Annotated in this window: 12 protein-coding genes; 3 read left to right on the top strand and 9 right to left on the bottom strand. The window is 68.6% G+C overall.

The features are described 5' to 3' along the window. Positions 1-79: 79 nt before the first annotated feature. The 3 genes from BO221_RS38210 (at position 80) to BO221_RS38200 (ending at position 4771) form a co-directional block, all read left to right on the top strand. Positions 80-1288, top strand: a complete 1209-nt coding sequence (locus tag BO221_RS38210; protein ID WP_083682034.1) for a tetratricopeptide repeat protein — start codon at positions 80-82, stop codon at positions 1286-1288. 83 nt (positions 1289-1371) lie between these two features. Continuing rightward, positions 1372-2793, top strand: coding sequence for an alginate export family protein (locus tag BO221_RS38205; RefSeq protein WP_073565794.1), 1422 nt, complete (start codon positions 1372-1374; stop codon positions 2791-2793). Positions 2794-2956: 163 nt separating this feature from the next. Next, positions 2957-4771: an amidohydrolase gene (locus BO221_RS38200; RefSeq protein WP_073565793.1), complete on the top strand. Its 1815-nt coding sequence runs from the start codon at positions 2957-2959 to the stop codon at positions 4769-4771. An 87-nt stretch (positions 4772-4858) separates the two neighbouring features. Here BO221_RS38200 and BO221_RS56680 read toward each other — a convergent pair whose 3' ends face one another. The 9 genes from BO221_RS56680 to BO221_RS38155 all read right to left on the bottom strand — a co-directional run bounded on the left by BO221_RS56680 (position 4859) and on the right by BO221_RS38155 (position 17483). Continuing rightward, on the bottom strand, positions 4859-6793 hold the full coding sequence (locus BO221_RS56680; protein WP_083682032.1) for an ATP-binding protein: 1935 nt from the start codon (positions 6791-6793) through the stop codon (positions 4859-4861). Between the two features lie 71 nt (positions 6794-6864). Further along, a complete protein-coding gene (locus BO221_RS38190) occupies positions 6865-8499 on the bottom strand; it encodes an ATP-binding protein (RefSeq protein WP_083682030.1) in 1635 nt (544 codons plus the stop codon). Between the two features lie 147 nt (positions 8500-8646). After that, positions 8647-9126: an SMI1/KNR4 family protein gene (locus tag BO221_RS38185; RefSeq protein WP_073565790.1), complete on the bottom strand. Its 480-nt coding sequence runs from the start codon at positions 9124-9126 to the stop codon at positions 8647-8649. Between the two features lie 13 nt (positions 9127-9139). Then, the gene (locus tag BO221_RS38180; protein ID WP_073565789.1) at positions 9140-10468 is read right to left on the bottom strand and encodes an MFS transporter; all 1329 of its coding nucleotides are present in this window, start codon (positions 10466-10468) and stop codon (positions 9140-9142) included. Between the two features lie 8 nt (positions 10469-10476). Continuing rightward, a complete protein-coding gene (locus BO221_RS38175) occupies positions 10477-10854 on the bottom strand; it encodes a zf-TFIIB domain-containing protein (RefSeq protein ID WP_073565788.1) in 378 nt (125 codons plus the stop codon). A 23-nt stretch (positions 10855-10877) separates the two neighbouring features. Continuing rightward, on the bottom strand, positions 10878-12065 hold the full coding sequence (locus BO221_RS38170; RefSeq protein WP_073565787.1) for an aromatic ring-hydroxylating dioxygenase subunit alpha: 1188 nt from the start codon (positions 12063-12065) through the stop codon (positions 10878-10880). Then, positions 12062-13720: a GH3 auxin-responsive promoter family protein gene (locus BO221_RS38165; RefSeq protein WP_073565786.1), complete on the bottom strand. Its 1659-nt coding sequence runs from the start codon at positions 13718-13720 to the stop codon at positions 12062-12064. The genes BO221_RS38170 and BO221_RS38165 overlap by 4 nt, the downstream gene beginning before the upstream one ends. A 152-nt stretch (positions 13721-13872) precedes the next feature. Further along, positions 13873-14640: a hypothetical protein gene (locus tag BO221_RS38160; RefSeq protein WP_073565785.1), complete on the bottom strand. Its 768-nt coding sequence runs from the start codon at positions 14638-14640 to the stop codon at positions 13873-13875. A gap of 8 nt (positions 14641-14648) precedes the next feature. Continuing rightward, the gene (locus BO221_RS38155) at positions 14649-17483 is read right to left on the bottom strand and encodes a CRTAC1 family protein (protein ID WP_198956270.1); all 2835 of its coding nucleotides are present in this window, start codon (positions 17481-17483) and stop codon (positions 14649-14651) included. Positions 17484-17599 lie beyond the last annotated feature (116 nt).

Raw genomic sequence — 17599 nt, 5'->3', positions numbered from 1 at the left:
CACCGCGAGTCTGCTCGCAAGCCCCCGGGAGGGTCGAGCACGCTTGCGAGACATACGTCCGGCATCTCATGCTTGAGGGATGCCAAGACTTCAACTCCTGGGATGCGTGCTGGCCCTGCTCCTCGCTGGCGCCGGGTGTACGGCGGGCCGGGTCCATTCCACACCTTCCGGGAGCGATGGCACCGAGGCGCGTCTGGAACGGGCCCGGCTCGCGCTGCGAGGGCCGGACCACGAGGCCGTGCTCACGGACCTGGAGAAGCTCGAGCGCGAGCTGGAGGCACAACTGAAGGAGCGCCCCGAGGATGCGCGGCTCCACGGGCTGCTGGCGCGCACGGCCTTCTACCTGCAACGGGAGGAGAAGGCCTTCACGGAGGCCGGGCGGGCGCTCGCGCGCGAGCCGGACCAGGCCGAATCCCACTACATCCAGGCCTTCCTGCTCGGCGGCCAGGACAAGGCCGGGGAGGCGCTCGCCCACGCCACGCGGGCCACGGAGCTGGAGCCGAAGCAGGGCCGCTACTGGCAGCTGTTGGGAACGCTGTACCTCCAGCTCGACAAGCCGGTGGAGGCGCGTGGGGCGCTCGAGAAGACGCTCTCGCTGGAGCCGAGGAACGCACAGGCGCTCTTCGTGCTGGGCCTGCTGGCCATGGACGAGGGCAGGCCGGACGAGGCGCTGGCGGCGTACGAGAAGGCGCGCGAGTACGAGCCGGATCTCGCGATGGCGCACTACAACGCCGGGCAGTTGATGCAGCTGCGGGGCGAATGGGCCGCGGCGCTGGAGCGCTTCCAGAAGGCGGCGGAGCTGGAGCCGGGAGACTGGAGGACGCGGACCAAGCTGGTGCAGCTGCACCAGGCGCTGGGCAACAAGGAGAAGCGGGACGCGGAGCGCGAGGAGGTGCTGCTGCTGCGGCAGGCGGGCAAGGTGGACAAGGACTACTTCGTCCGCGAGCAGTTCCAGGAAGCGGGCCGCACCGTCATGGCGGTGGAGAACTTCGAGCTGGAGGGCGACTGGGCCAAACGCTACGAGTTCCAGGTGTTCACACCGGACCAGGAGCGGCCCGCGCTCGTCATCTCACTGGGCTCGTACTCCTACGCCAACGTGTTCGCGCGAGAGAAGGATCCGGAGGGCCCGCGCCTGTTCCACCTGGACGGCTACCACCCGGACGGCGGGCACGACACCTATGGATTCTTCAACGGCGAGCCGTCCTACGACGAGACGCGGGAGATGGTCGTCTCCATCCTGAAGGGCGAGCTGAAGCCCATGTCCACCACGAAGCCAGGAGTGAACTGAACCGCGGATTCATCCCCCATGCGAGTGAGGCGGGGGATGGCGTGCGCAGGTAGTTTCCCGCTGCGTCCAACCCGGAGCACGGAATGCGCCGCCTGGCCCCTCGCGGAAGAACTGTTCGTCCACTGCTCGCCGCGGGGCTGCTCACCAGCGGGTACACCTGGGCCGAGGCCCCTCGAAATCCGCCCCCTCCGCCTCCCTTCAAGGTGCTGCGCGCGGAGGAGGACTACCGCTACCTCCGCGCCCCGGACGCACCGCGCACGCCCCTCGATGGGATGAAGTACCTCCCGCTCACGCGGGAAGGCACCGTGTTCCTCTCGCTGGGGGGCGACGTGCGCCAGCGGGTGGAGTTCTACCGCCACCCGGACTGGGCCGAGACACCCACCGCGAACACCGCCTGGCTGCAGCGCTACATGCTGCACGGGGACTTGTGGCTGTGGGACCGGGCCCGCGTCTTCCTCCAGCTCAAGAGCGGGTGGACGCTCTGGCGCTACGGAGGCCCGGGCCCGTTGGATGAGGACCGGGTGGATGTGCACCAGGCCTTCGTGGAGATACGCCCGTGGGAGCACGCGGACGAGGGACTCCAGGTGCGGCTGGGACGCCAGGAGCTGCAATTCGGCTCGGCCCGGCTCGTCTCCGCGCGCGAGGGGCCCAACGTGCGCCTCGCCTTCGACGGCGTACGCACGCGGTTGAGAGCCCACCACTGGGACGTCTCCGCCTTCGCCGCGTGGCCCGTGGCCACGGAGCCCGGCGTCTTCGATGATGGCCCGGTACGCACCCGCGGCTTCTGGGGCCTGTACGCGGTGCACCCGCTGCCCGTGCTCCCGGGCGCCAACGTGGACCTCTATTACCTCGGCACCTCGAACGAGCTGGCGCGCTACGCCCAGGGCGAGGGCCGCGAGCAACGCCACTCCTTCGGCACCCGGTGGTGGGGGACGAGCGGCCCCTGGGACTACAACCTCGAGGCCGTGCTGCAGGTGGGCCGCTTCGCCCGTGCACCGCTCCTCGCCTGGACGGTGGCCAGCGACACCGGCTTCACCCTCCAGAGCCTGCCGCTGTCCCCGAGATTCGGGCTCATGGCGGACATCGCCTCCGGAGACCGGGACGCGGGGGACCCATCGCTCCAGACCTTCAATCCGCTGTTCCCGCGCGGCAGCTACTTCGGGGAGATCGGCATCCTGGGGCCCTACAACTTCATGGACCTGCACCCCGTGCTGCGCCTGCACCCCACCCCCACGCTGGTGCTGACGGCCGAGTGGACCGGCTTCTGGAGGCAGAGCGTAGCGGACGGCCTCTACGGCCCGAGCGGCGTCCTGGTGCGGCCTCCCAACGGGAGCAACAGCCGCTGGGTGGGGCACCAGGTGAACTTCACGGCCACCTGGGACATCGGCCGGTACGTGCGCCTGTACGCCACCGCGTCCCGCTTCTTCACCGGCACCTTCCTGCGGAGCACGGGCCCCGCGCGGAACGTCGACTTCCTCCAGGCCGAGGTGGCCCTGCGCTTCTGAGGCAGGAGCCCGCGCCCCCTCTCACTTGGAGAGTCCCTCTCTATCAATTCGAACGGCCCTGGCACGTCCACGCGACCCCACCCTCGTCTCATCAACCGGTTACGCGGTGGTACGGGCGTTGCTCGGAGCCATGAAGCATGAACCCACAGAGGAGCAACCCATCATGACCCTCCCCGGTCCCACTCCCCGTCTCCTGACAGCGCTGCTGGTGTTGTTGGGCGCCTGTACACCGCGCGGGACGCGGCCCGCTTCCGAGCAGGCCAGTCTCATCGTCGTCAACGCGAAGGTGACCACCCAGGACCCCCGGCGTCCGGAGGCGAGCGCCCTGGCCGTGAAGGACGGCCTCATCCTCGCGACCGGAAGTGACGAGGAGGTGCGAGGCCTCGCGGGGCCGGACACCCGTGTCATCGACGCGGGAGGCCGGCGCCTCATCCCCGGCCTCAATGACAGCCACAACCACGTCATCCGCGGGGGCCTCAACTACCACCTGGAGCTGCGCTGGGACGGAGTCCGGAGCCTGCGCCGGGCGCTCGGCATCCTGCGCGAGCAGGCCGCGCGCACGCCGAAGGGCCAGTGGGTGCGCGTGGTGGGCGGCTGGACGGAGTTCCAGTTCGACGAGCGGCGCATGCCCACGCTCGAGGAGATCAACGAGGCCACGGGTGACACGCCGGCCTTCATCCTCAACCTCTACAACCAGGCCATCATCAACCGCGCCGCCATCCAGGCGCTCGGCTGGGACGCGAGCACGCCCAACCCGCCCGGAGGAGAAATCCAGCGCGGCGCGGACGGCCGGCCCACGGGCCTGCTGCTGGCGAAGCCCAATGCCCTCATCCTCTACTCCACGCTGGCGAGGGCGCCGAAGCTGTCGCGCGAGGAGCAGCTCAACTCCACGCGCCACTTCCTGCGCGAGTACAACCGCTTCGGGCTCACCAGCGCCATCGACGCGGGTGGAGGTGGGCAGAACTTCCCGGACGATTACGGCGTGGTCGAGGAGCTGGCCCGGCGCGGCGAGCTCACGTTGCGCATCGCCTACTACCTCTTCGCGCAGAAGAAGGGACAGGAGCTGGCGGACTACCAGCGCTGGGTGGGCATGACGAAGCCCGGCACCACGGTGGGCCTGCTGAAGCCCAACGGCTATCTGATGAGCGGAGCGGGAGAGAACCTGGCGTGGGCCGCGGCCGACTTCGAGAACTTCCTCGAGGAGCGCCCCGAGCTGGAGCCCGGCATGGAGGCGGAGCTGAAGCCCATCATCACGCTGCTGGTGAAGAACCGCTGGCCCTTCCGCATCCACGGCACGTACGACGAGTCCATCCGCCGTTTCCTGGACGTGTTCGAGGCGGTGAATCGCGAGACACCGTTCAACGGCCTGCGCTGGACCATCGATCACGCGGAGACGCTCAAGCCGGAGACGATGGCGCGGGTGAAGGCGCTGGGCGGGGGCGTGGCGGTGCAGAGCCGCATGACGATGCAGGGCGAATACTTCGTGAATCGCTACGGGGCGAAGGCGGCCGAGGACGCGCCGCCGTTGCGCGCCATGAAGGAGGCGGGGATTCCACTGGGAGCGGGGACGGACGCCACGCGCGTGGACACCTACAATCCCTGGGTGGCGCTGAGCTGGATGACGACGGGAAGGACGGAGGGAGGGCTCGTGCTGACGCCGCCGGACAAGAGGCTGAGCCGCGAGGAGGCGCTGGAGCTCTACACGGTGGGCAGCGCGTGGTTCTCGGGTGAGGAGGAGCAGAAGGGCCGTCTGGCACCGGGCCAGGTAGCGGACTTCGCCCTGCTGTCCGAGGACTACTTCACCGTGCCGGAGGAGCGGATCCGCGCGCTCGAGTCGGTGTTGACGGTGGTGGACGGAAAGCCGGTGTACGGAGCGGGCGAGTACACGGGACTGATGCCGGCGCTGCCTCCCATCACCCCGGCGTGGAGCCCGGTGGCGCACTTCGGCGGCTACGGAGCACCGGGAAAGACCCCCTGAACCCCCGTGTTGCGCCTACTCCCCTCTCCCTCCGGGAGAGGGACGGGGTGAGGGTGCCACGCGCCCCGGGTTCCCCCCGAGCGGACCTCACCGTGCGACCGAGCCCTCCTCGCGGGCCTCTTCCTTCCGCACGGGCACCTCGAGGGTGAACGTGGCCCCCTGACCGCGGCCGGCGCTCTCACAGGAGAGCGCTCCGCCCAGTTCCTCGGCGGCCAGCGCGCTGGTGTGCAGACCGAACCCGTGCCCGTCCTTCTTCGTGGTGAAGCCATGGGTGAAGAGGAGCGGGACGTGCTCCGGGGCAATCCCCACGCCGTTGTCGGAGACGATGATGCACATCCGGCCCGGGCTGGCCGGCACCACGCGGATGGTCAGACAGCCGTCCGGGCGTCCACTCTCCTTCACGGCGTGGCGCGCGTTGCTCAGCAGGTTGAGCAGGATCTGGAGCAGCTTGTGCCGGTCCACCCAGACGGGAGGCACGGCGGCGTACTCGCGCCGCAATTCGATTCCCGCCTTGCCGAAGGAAGCCGACTGCAGGCGTACCGCGCCGTCGATGAGCTCGGGCAGGGACACCTCCTCCACCACGCCGGAGAAGCGCGCGTACTGCTGCTGCATGCCCACCACGACGCGGATGTGATCCACCCCGTCGCACAGCGCCTGCAGCTCCGCGAGCACGGCCTCCTTGTCCTGGGTGAGCTGGGTGGTGAGCGCCTCGAGGTAGGCCGGGAGCTGCCTGCCCCGAGGATCCTCGGTGAGGAACGCGCCCAACCGCGCCTCGTTCTCGCGCAGCAACTGCACGGCCTTCTCCAGGCTGGACACCCGCAGACCTCGAATCCGCTCGGACACGATGCCGGCCGACACATTCACGCTGTTCAGCGTGTTGCCCACGTTGTGCAGCACGCCCGTGGCCACCTCCGCCATGCCCGCCTGGCGCGAGGCATCCACCAGGCCCCGGTGCAGCTCGCTCAGCCGCGCCTCGGCCGCCTTGCGCTCCGTCACGTCCCTGCCGAAAACGGTGAGCTTCAGCACCTCGCCAAGCTCGCCCCACACGGGGCTGACGGTCAGCTCCAGGTCGATCATCTGCCCGCGATCCCCCAGCGCCGGCAGGCTCACGTCCTCCTTCAGCCGATGACCTTCCCGGGCACGCTCCAGCCGCTCCTTCCAGCGCTCCTGCCGCTCGGGGGACAGGTCGCGGAAGATGAACGCGCCGGGGGGAATGTCTCCGCCGAAGATGCGCTGGAAGTACTGCTTCGCGGACTGGTTGGCGGTGAGCAGCCGCCCCTCCAGGTCCAGGGAGCACACGACGTCATCGGTGCTCTCGATGAGGCTGGACAGCTCGCCCTCGTTCTCGTGCAGCGTCCTGCGGGTCTGTTCGATCGTCGCGTGCGCCTCGGTGCGGAAGGTGAGGAACAAGGACGTCACCGCCCAGCCGAACGCGATGAAGACGGCCGTGAAGATGCCCATGGACCACTCCATGGCGCTCAACCCCGGTTGCGCGGTGGCCAGCGGGAAGAAGACGAGCGGCGTCAGGGCGCACAGCACGGACATGAACAGTCCGAGCCGCCACCCCATCAGGTAGACCGCCATGACCGGGACGAGCACGCTCGCGGCATGCGTGGACATGGCCAGCATGTCCAGGGACAGGGCCGTCGTGAGGATCGACGCCCACAGGAAGAGGCACAGCCACAGCGCCGGGAGGCGGGGCGAGGCACGCCACCGCAACAGCACCAGCACCCCCAGGAAGAACACACCGGACAGCGCGCTCGGTCCCCCCAGGCTCCAGGCGTACGGGGTGAACTGCAGGAGCCCGGTGAACACCATGGAGCCCCCGAAGCTGCACAAGGCCAGCGCGACCACCATGCGGGCCCGGCTCAGTTCCAGGGGAGCGCCATGAAGGAGGGGCGCCGGGATGAACACATCCAGCCGTTTCACGAACCGGGCCCAGAACGCGGCGAACCGATCCGTCCACCCGCGCTGGACCACTCCCCTGCTGTCTCCACCCCCCCCGGTGTCGTCGCTCGGCATCGTCCTCTCTCCGGGTCGCTGGCCGCGACTATGCCGCAACCCGCCCCGGAAACAGAGACCTCCTCCCCTGCTCAGGAAGCGAGCACGCCCCGGGGCTCGGCAGCGGGCTCGCCCAGGGGCAGCAGGAGGGTGAAGGTCGTCCCCACGCCCTGCTCACTGCGCACCCGAAGCTGCCCGCCCATCTTCTGCACCAGCGAGTGGCTGATGGACAGCCCCAGCCCGGTGCCCGAGCCCGCCGGCTTGGTGGTGAAGAAGGGATCGAAGATGCGCGGCAGCACCTCGGGAGGAATCCCGTGGCCGGAGTCCGACACGTCCACCCGCACGAAGCCGCCTTCACGCGCGGTGCGCACCCGCAGGGTGTGGCGCTGCGGCGCGCCGGGCTGCATGGACTGGATGGCGTTGATGACCAGGTTGAGGAACACCTGGCTGAGCCGGCTCTCGCAGGCGAACACGGGCGGCAGCTCGCCGTCGTACTCCTTCACCAGCGTCGCCGTGCGCTTGAGCTCGGAGTGGGCCATGCGCAGCACGAAGTCGAGGCTCCCGTTGACGTTCACCGGCGCCAGCGCGTTGTCCGGCGCGCGCGAGAAGAAGCTCATGTCGCGCACGATGTCCCGGATGCGCTTGCAGCCATCGAGCGACTCGGCGATGACCTCCTTCGCCTCGGTGAAGACGCCGGCCAGATGGGCCGGGAAGCCGGGCGTTCCCGTCAACTGCCGCTCCAGGTCCTCACTCCAGCCCTGCAGGTAGCCGAGGTTGGAGAGCACGTAGGCCATGGGGTTGTTGATTTCATGGGCGATGCCCGCCGCCAGCGCCCCCACCGACGCGAGCCGCTCGTTCTGGATGCTCTGCTGCTCCAGCCGCCGCTTCTCGGTGAGATCATGCCCCACGAGCAGCAGGCGCCGGGAGGAGCCGACCTCCTGGAGCGAGGCCACGACGTCCAGCGCGAAACGCTCGCCGCGCGGGGAGCACAGCCCCAGGTTCTCCAGGCGCAGGGTGCCGCGCGAGAGCAGGGACTGGAGCGACTGGCGCAGCGGCTCGCGCTCATGCTCCGGCGCGAGCGCCTCGAAGGAGGTGTGGAACAGCGTGGGGGCCGCGCGCCCCAGCAGCCGCTCGGCCACCGGGTTGACCTCGATGATCCGCCCCGCCTCGTCGAGCAGGAAGACGGCATCTCCGGAGGACTCGAACAGCTGGCGGTTGCGCGCCTCGGTCTGCTTCACCTGGAGGCGCAGCTTCAGGAGGAGCTCCACCTGCCGTTTGAGCGCGAGGAGGTTACGGCGCTGCTGCTCGTCGAGCACGCGCGGCTGGCGATCGATGACGCACAGGGTGCCGAGGGTGAAACCATCCTCGGACAGGATGGGGGCACCGGCGTAGAAGCGGATGTAGGGGGCACCGGCCACCAGCGGATTGGCGGCGAAGCGCGGATCCTGGGAAGCGTCCTCGACGACGAGCACGTGCTCGCGCTCGATGGCGAAGGTGCAGAACGACACACAACGCTCCGTCTCGCGCACACCGGGGAGGCCCACGTTCGCCTTGAACCACTGCCGGTCCCGGTCCACCAGGCTGACGAGCGCGATGGGCACACCGCACAGTTGCGCCGCCAGTTGGACGATGTCGTCGTATTCGGACTCGGGGAGCGTATCGAGGATGTCGTACCGACGAAGAGCCTGCAGACGCTTCTCTTCGTACAAGAGACCGGGAGGAAGCATGCCGTCTTGATCTGCATTCCCTCCCGGGATGCGGCAGTGCCCAGAATCAGCACTGTGGAAAACACAACACTGGCGGATGTGTCCTTCAACACGGAGGAAGTAGCCGGATTGAAGTCGGCCAACGCCACTGTTCCTCCCCCGCCTTCCTCAACCCGGAATCCAGTAGAGGCTGCGCCGAGTGCGCAGCACCTGCTCCAGGAATTCCGCGAAAGAACTCGCGACCTGCTTGCAGTAGGCCGGGTCCGGCCATGCCTCGTGGTCACCGTCAAAAAGGGGGTAGCGACCCTTCTCCTGGCGGCTCACATCCACCAGCACGTAGTTGCCGTCCTGTACATCGCAGAGGGCGTACACCGAGGCGGGTCCGTGCGCGTCATCATCGTTTCTCTTTCCGAAGATGGCGACTCTCGCCCGGACGATCTCCGAGAGGGGCAGGAGCTGGTAGGGTGAATCGGGAAGCCGTTCAATCAGCTCGGCGCCATTGCAGTGCAGATAGAAGGCCCGCAGGTCCGGATCCAACGTCCAGCCCACCCGCCGCTCGAACTCTTCGATCTCCTGGGGAGTGGCGGGGGGATACGGAAAATGGTCGCGCGAGATCTCATCGAGCAGGCAGCGCATGGACGTAGCCATCGTCCGCCGTGCTTCAGTCGAAGCGGTGGTGTTGCCGCGTGTCTCGCATGAAGGCGTACACGAGCAGCGAGCAGAGGATGCAGCCGGTCACGTACCAGAAGAACCACGTCTCATGGCCGGCCAGCTTGAGCCAGGTGCCCACGTACTCGGCGGTGCCGCCGAAGATGGAGACGGTGAGCGCGTAGGGCAGCCCCACCCCCAGAGCCCGGATGCGAGCGGGGAAGAGCTCGGCCTTCACCACCGCGTTGATGGAGGTGTAGCCGGAGATGATGACGAGCGCCGCCAGCACCAACAGGAAGGCGGTGAAGGCATCGCGCGTGCGCGTGAGCGCCGTGAGCAAGGGCACGGTGCAGAGCGTCCCCATCACGCCGAACCACAGGAGCACGGGCCTGCGGCCGACCTTGTCGGAGATGAGGCCGAACACCGGCTGCACCAGCATGTAGAGGAAGAGGGAGGCGACGGAGATGAGCGTGGACTGGTCCCGGGTGAGGCCCACCGAGTTGACCAGGAACTTCTGCATGTAGACGGTGTACGTGTAGAAGGCGAGCGTGCCGCCCATGGTGAGCCCGACGACGAGGGCGATCTCCCGGGGATGGCGCAGCAACTCGCGCATGGGGTGGTGCCCCGTCTTCTTCGCCGCTTCGGCCTGGAAGGCCTCGGTCTCCACCATGTTGCGGCGCATGTAGAAGCCGAAGACGGCGAGCGCGGCGCCACAGAGGAACGGAATGCGCCAGCCCCAGGCCTCCAGTTGAGGGCCGGTGAGCACCAACCGCTGCAACACCAGCAGTGTCACCGTGGCGAGCAACTGGCCCATGATCAGGGTGACGTATTGGAAGGAGCTATAGAAGCCGCGGTGGCGGGAGGTGGCGACCTCGCTGAGATAGGTGGCACTGGTGCCGTACTCGCCTCCGAGCGAGAGCCCCTGGAGCAGCCGTGCGAGGATCAGGATGACTGGGGCCAGGATGCCGATGCGCTCATAGGTCGGGCACAGGGCGATGATGAAGGAGCCCAGGCACATGAGCGTGACGGAGAGGGACAGCGCGGCGCGGCGCCCGCGCAGGTCCGCGTAGAGGCCCATGAGCCAGCCGCCCACCGGACGGATGAGGAAGCCGAGCGCGAAGACTCCAGCGGTGTTGAGTTGCTCCACCACGGGGTTGTCGTGGGGGAAGAACGACTTCGCGAAGTACAGCGAGAACGCCGAGTAGATGTAGAAGTCGTACCACTCGATGAGGTTGCCCACCGAGCCGCCGAAGATGGAGAGCAGGCGCTGGCGCACGCCCGGGTCGGCGGTGGACAGGGACTCGGCGGACGAGGACGCGAGGCCGGAGGATTCCAGGGACATCTCAGCCCTCAGTCCTTCGTGACGAAACGGAACACGTCGGCGAGCGCGCTCACGAAGCCCATCTCCTGGATGGCCCGCAGCTCACCGCCATCGAGCCACACGCCGTGGCACCGCTCGCACACGTCGAGCAGGACCTGACGGTCACGCTCGCTGCGGACCTTCTTCATGACCTGGCGGGGCTCGCACCGGGGACAGGCCAGCTCGCGCGTCTGGACCTCCTCGGCCGGCAACTTGCGCCACTCGATGAACCGCACGTTCACGTTGGATTCCAACCGCCGCAGATCCTCGCCCTCGAGCCAGTGCCCTTCGCACTGGGGGCACTGCTGCGCCTCCACGTCATCCGGGCGTACGGGGGTCATCACCTTGTCACAGCGTGGGCAGTTCATGATGCCGCCTACGGTATCAGGGCTCAGATCCAGAAGACGATGCCACGCTCCTCGTCACTGGGTCCCTCGCCGTGTCCGCCCTCGAGCAGCCAGCGGCGGTAGGCCTCGATGTCCGCATGGAGCAGATCCGCCTCGGTGCCGGCGAAGACGCCGCCTCCGGGACCGTTGGTCAGCCCCTCGCGCTGCACCTTCATGATGTCCACGTCCTGGCGGATGACCTGCGTGGTGTACCAGCGCACCAGCGGCATGAGGGCCCGTGCCACCAGCGCTCGCGGCAGGTCATACGGCAGCCGGTAGCTGATGGCCGTGTAGACGAGGCTGTCCGTGGGGCCGATGGGCGTCACCTGCGAGTTGATGGCGAAGCCGCTGCGGTCGCCCCACATGTAATCCACACGGGTGATGTTCGGGATGAAGTAATGGTCCGTGTGGACCATGGGCAGGCCACTCGGGTTGAAGATGCGGCCCAGCCCCGTCACCGTGTCCTGCTCCTGCTGGTAGGTGACGAGCACGCTTCCCTCCGCGCGCTTCACCCGGGCAGGCACCCGCTTGCGCGCCGGGTCGCGGAACCACCCCCGGTGCACGAAGACCGTGTGTGGCACATCCATGAAGTTCTCCACCAGATTCGTCACCCCGTTGGGGAAGCGCGTGACCATGAAGTACACGGTCCACTCGGGCTGACCCCAGTACGGCACGCGGAAGGCCGGGCGGCGGGCACGCTTCGCGTCTCCACCCATGAAGACGTAGACGAGCCCGTCCTGCTCCAGCGTGTCGAAGCGCTGGAGCTTCCCGAGGTCGCACGGGCGCACCTGGAGGCCCGCGCGCGCATGGCCCTGCGCATCGAGCGCCTCGCCACACTGGCTCGGCCCGAGCGAGGGCACCTCCACCACCGCGCCCGACGCGTCATACGTCCAGCCGTGGTACGGGCAGCCGATGCGGCCGTGGAAGACATCGCCCGCCGACAGGCGCGCGTTGCGGTGCAGGCAGCGGTCGCGCAGCGCCGCGGGCCGGCCGTGCTCGTCGCGGAAGAGCACGAGGTTCGTCCCGAGAATGGTGCGCGCCAGCGGCTTGCCCTGGGGGAGCTCGGTGGACAGGCAGGCGACGTACCAGAAGTCCTTGAGGGCGCCACAGCGGGTGAGGTCGGCCTCGGCCTCGAGGTCCACGGCGGGCGTCGTGACGAGCGCGAGGCTCGCGGCTTCGAGTGGGTTCCTCATGGGTGCTTCGGTCCTTGCTGGGAGAACCAAGCGGTCCAGCCTGCCTGGCGATGGAGATCCGTGGGTTTGATGTCGCCAGCGCGCTGGCCGAGCGTGATGCAGCGGGCCTCGTAGTGGCGCGCGCCCTCGGTGACGCGGAGCGCGCTCACGGGGCCGAGCTGGCCGAGCTCGCGGGCATAGCGGTAGTGGTAGCCCTCGCACAGGGCGCGCTCGAGCGCCTGGGCGGCCTCGTGCAGGCGCGCCTCGGGCACGTCGGTCTCGAGGAAGAGCCGGTAGGCCGGTGGCGCGTGGGGCTCCCACTCGGGAGCCACCATGGCGAACGGAGGACGCGCTCCGCCGAGCACCGTGGGCAGCAGCGATTCGAGCACGGTGGAGACGCGCGTGGCGGCGAGCTTCTCTCCGACGAGATCACTCACGGCATCAGCCCGGCCCAGGAAGCGCAGACAGGGCGTGGCGTGGTGGAAGCCCTCGACGCGGACGAGGTCTCCGATGCGGTAGCGCAGCAGGCCGCCGGAGGTGGAGAGGAGGACGGAGTAGGTGCGGCCGGCTGCGAGCTCATGCGCGAGCCGGGGACGGGCCTCGGGGTGCTCGGGGTCGAGGAACTCGAAGAAGTGGCTGCGGATGGCGAGCACGGGGGCGGGGGCGTCGAAGAGGGGCAGCGTGACGACGCCCTCGGTGGCGAGCAGCCCCTTGCCCTGGACTTCGACACCATGGAAACGGCGGCGGGCGGGGGCGACGGAGTGCGCGGCCTGGGCATCGGTCCACATGCTGAGCAGCGCGAGCCGGGGCCAGAGCATGCGTCCCTGGAGTCCGGAGCGCAGGGCCTCGCGAAGCACGCGAGCGCGCTCGGGCCGGGGAGAAAACCGCATCTGGGCAATCACTCCCTCTCCCTCTGGGAGAGGTCTGCACACCCCGCGTTCCAAATCCTCGGCCAGCCGCTCCCCATGCCGCTCCAGTGCATCCATGAGCAGCGTGAGGAAGCTCGGATTCCACACGCTCAGGAGCGCCAGCTCCTCACAGGCCACGAGGAACCACAGCGTCACATACCGGCACGACTCGACATCCGGCAGCCGGGCCACCGCACCGGGCACGGCGAACACACGCGAGAGCACCGGCTGCAGGAAGCGCGGGAAGTACGCCAAGTCCTCCACGCTCCCCACTGGAATTCCCCCGGCCGTCCGCCCCTGTTTGCGCCCGATCGGCGAGATGGACCAGTAGCTCGGACCCTCGCGCACGGCGGGGCGCGAGTGCAGCAGGTCGAACAGCATCGGCGCGAGCGCCCGGTGGAATTCGTCGAGCAGCCCCCTCGTCATGGGCACGTACTTGGACGCCCCCGAGGAGCCTCCCGAGGGCTCGAAGCGGATCACGGGTTCCCGGGTGAGGACGTGGGGTGTCCCTGATTTGAGCGCCTCGATGTCCGGCAGCACCGAGTCCGGCGTCGAGATGGGAACCGCCTCCTGGAACTCGCGTGCCGTGCGGATTTTAGAGAAGCCGGGGACCCTCTTGGATTGGGTCGTGTCCCTCGTGCCCCGGAGGATCCGCGCGAGGTTCTCGGATTGGGTTTCCTCGGGACGCTGGAGCGCTCGGTGGAACAGGAACGCGGCCGGCGCCTGGGCCGCCATGAGCCCCGAGAGTAGACGGCGTGATGTCAGCATGGGTTCAACCTGGGACCCGAGATACCCTCACCCCGTCCCTCTCCCGGAGGGCGAGGGGATATTGTGACAGTGGGGATGAGGACTCACAGATGAAGACTCACAGATGAGGACTCACAGATGAGGACTCACGGTGGTGGTGCTCGCGGTGATGGTCATGCCCTCACTCCCATCAGCTTCAGGCCTCGCCTCGTCCACAGCCGCACCTGCTTCATCGACAGCTCCGTCAGCGCCCACAGCAGATCCCTCGCTCGGATCTCCGCCAGGCACACCAACTCCTCCCCCTCCACGTGCGCCGGGTTCTTCCTCGCGAAGAACCCAATGTGCGGATGCGCCGCGGCCTCCCTGTCTATCGGCGACACCCCATCCCTCACCCGGTAGTGCGCGCCCGCGAAACGCACCGTCCCCTTCGTCTCGTCGTATTGCTCGCCAAACCAGCGCCCGGCCAGTGCTCGCAGGAAAGACACCCGCTCCGGCGGCGCTTCCCAGTCGTGCCGTGGCACCGTTCGCGGGAAGTGGTTCACCGCCAGCAGGTAGGTCTTGTAGCCCGCGCTCAACAGCAGCCACAGCAGCGGCCTCATCGGGTGGCGCAGCTTGCGCGCGAGCATGAAGCGCCCGAAGCGCACCTGCAGCTCCTTCTGTCCCCAGTAGTCCGGGTGGATGACGGTGTCTCCCGAGAAGACGACCTCCACCGCCCGTCCCTCCACCTGCTCCTCCGAGACGCGCAGCGTGCTGAAGCCCACCAGCTCGCCCGAGCGTCTCGCGGACAGGAGGATCACATACTGTTTGCCGGCCAGGTCCCGCGCGAAACGCTCGGCGCTGACGCCCGCGTAGCACACCTGCATCAACGCGAGCATCTGCGCGCGCTGGTGCTCGGTGAGCGACTCGCGCGAAACGGTGGCTCCCTTCAAGGCGGAGAGCATCGGACTCCCTATGGGCTGCCGCGCAGGCCCGCGGTCACGGCGGGCTGCGAGAGGACGTGGTAGCGATCGGCCTCGAGCTGCACGGTCTGCACCTCGCCGCCATACCAGTGGACCGAAGCCGTCACCGGGCCCGCATGCCTCCCGAGCCCGAAGTGCAGGCGTGGATCCGCCGAGGCACTCAGGCCCCCCATCAGCCCCACCTCCCGCACCTGCTCCACGCGCTTTCCACCCTCCTCGTAGGACACGACGACCCGCGTTCCCACCGCGCTCCGGGCCGTGCGCCGTCCATCACCCACCAGCGACAGGCCCACGAAGTGCGCCGCGTCCCCGCCCGCTCCATCGCGCAGCGTGTTGCGGTAGACGGACGCGGGCCCGTGCTGGTTGGAGATGACCGCATCCAGGTCCCCGTCGTCGTCCAGGTCCGCGAGCAGCACGCCGCGCGAGTTGTCCGGGTCATCCAGGCCCAGCTCCTTCGCCACGTCCACGAAGTGGCCGGGCTTCTCGTCGCCGAGGTTCAGGTACGCGCGGCGAGGCTCGTTCGGGTAGATGGTGCGCCCACGGATGTCGCCCCACTTGTCCGCGTACGTGTGCACCTCGGGGCCGGACTGCATCAGCTTGTGATTGACGTACCAGTAGTCCTTGCGCCCCGAGTCGTAGAGGTGGTCCAGCCGGTCATCGATGTGCCCGTTGGCCTGCACGATGTCGGGCCACCCGTCGTTGTCCAGGTCCCCCGCCGCCGCGCCCCAGCCGAAGCGCCGCTCGTTGAGCGCTCCGCGGAACGTCGCCTCGTCCTTCAGCTCGGGGACGAACGGCTCCTTCCCCGGGTACGTCATCCACAGCAGGCTGCCCTCGGCCTGGAGCGAGTGGTGCACGTTGGACACGTACACATCCAGCCACCCGTTGCGGTCGAAGTCCGCCACGCTGGAGTTCATCCCCTTGTACGTGTCCTTGCCGATCTCCCCGAACAGCTTCCCCACCACCCGGCGGAAACGCTTGCCCTGCTCGTTCAGGTAGAGCTCATCCGGGCCGAAGTCGTTGGCGATGTACAGGTCCGTCCACCCGTCCTGGTTCAGGTCCACCGTGCTCACGGCGAGCGACCAGCGCGTCTCGTCCAGCCCCAGCTTCACGGAGTCGAGCTTCTCGAAGGTGCCATCGCCCCGGGCGCGGTAGAGCACGTTGAGGCCGCCGTTGTCCGCGTTGTGCCAGCCGTTGTGGAAGAAGCGCAGCATGCGCCGGTCCCCCGCATACTCGGGCGGCGGCAGCTTGAAGAAGTTGAACGGGGTGGGCGTGGCGTAGTCCGGCAGGTGCGTGGTGAGCGCGTTGGCCACGAAGAGGTCCAGGTGCCCGTCCCGGTCGAAGTCGAGCAGCGTGACGGCCATGCTCACCGAGTGGTCCCCCACTCCGGCCCGCGTGGTGACGTCCTCGAAAGTCGCGGTGCCCGTCTCGCGCAGCTGGTTGTGCAGCAGCTTCGAGGGCCCGAAGGCCACCGCCACCGCCAGGTCCTGGTCACCATCCCCGTCGTAGTCCACGAAGGTTCCACCGGCGGCCGCGCCCTCGGTGGTGTAGCTCGCGGCGATGTGCTCCAGCGCGGGCACCTTCACGCGCTCGAAGCGCAGGTCCCCCACGTTGCGGTAGAGCGCGGCACGGTGCTCGTCCGACTTGAGCGGATTCGTGAGGAAGAGGTCCAGCTTCCCATCCCCGTCGAAGTCCCCGGTGGCCACGGCGTCGCCCACGCTCAGCACCCACTTGGCCACGTGCAGCACGCGCGGGTCCACCTTCAACAGCACGTCCCCCATCGTCGAGCCGAGCCCCGTATGCGAGGCCTCCAGCCGCTCCATGTGCAAGGGCAGCGGCCGCGATTGCACCGAGGGCGCCACCACGAGGAAGTAGCCCGCGGCCATCACCGCGCCGAGTCCCCCCACCGCCGCCAGGCGCTTCAAGGGCCCCGGCGAGAAGACTCCCGCGAAGTATGCGCGAGGCCCGCGCTGCCACAGGGCGCGTCCGTGCAGGAAGAGGAAGCGCGCCGTGGCACACGTGAGGGCCGCGTAGAAGAAGGTGAAGACGCTCTCCTTGAGGTGGAGCACCAGGTCCACCAACGTGAGGGCGAGCGCCAGGAGCACCTGGGCCCGGGGCGTCTTCGGCGACGTGCCCGGATCGGTGATCATGTAGAAGGTGAAGATGAAGAAGGCCGGCGCCCCCAGCGTGCCGAGGAAGAGCACCTCGGGCGGCAGGTGGTGACGCAGGATGTACGCGCGCAGGGCCGTCTGCAGCGCATAGAAGAAGAGGAAGCTCAGCACCAGCCAGGTGCGGCCCACGCGGAAGAAGAAGAGCACCAGCGCGGCCATCACGATGAAGGCCGAGAGCGCCACCTCGCCATTGGCCCACTGGTAGGCCGGCGCCGCGGTGATGAGCTCGCGCGTGAAGAGCAGCGAGGTGGCCACGCCGAACATCGACGGGTTGAAGACGTGGCGGCCCTCGAACGTGAGCACGTACTTGGAGCCGATGGTGAGCCACACTGGCAGCAACAACAGCCAGCTCGAGTGCGAGTAGTTGAGCAGCAGAGCCAGCGAGCAGCACGAGATGTAGCCACTCAGGGGCACCACCTTCTCGCGGCGCAGCAGCCAGCCCAGGCCCGCGTCCAGCGCGCTGCCGGCCGTGACGATGGCCAGCATCTGCCACGGGTTGCGGTTGAAGCCGAAGAAGGAGAAGCCCAGCACGCCGTACAGCGTGAGGATGGCCGCGAAGGGAATGCGCGGGTCGTTCCACCGGGGCCACACCCAGCCCCAGCGCTCGGCGCGCGGGGCCGTTTGCAACCCGGTGCCCACCGGCGCCGGATGTGCCATTGCCTGCTCAGCTCTCATTGGGACGCGCCTCCGAGCGCGCGCCGAGAGTGCACCGCCCCCGTCCCTCTGTCCAGGACGGGCGGGGGGCTTGCATGACCCCCCTGGAGCCTGCCCAC

This window comes from Archangium sp. Cb G35, assembly GCF_001896145.1.
GTDB classification, from domain to species: Bacteria; Myxococcota; Myxococcia; order Myxococcales; family Myxococcaceae; genus Archangium; species Archangium violaceum.
This window is presented reverse-complemented; position numbering and strand designations above follow the sequence as displayed.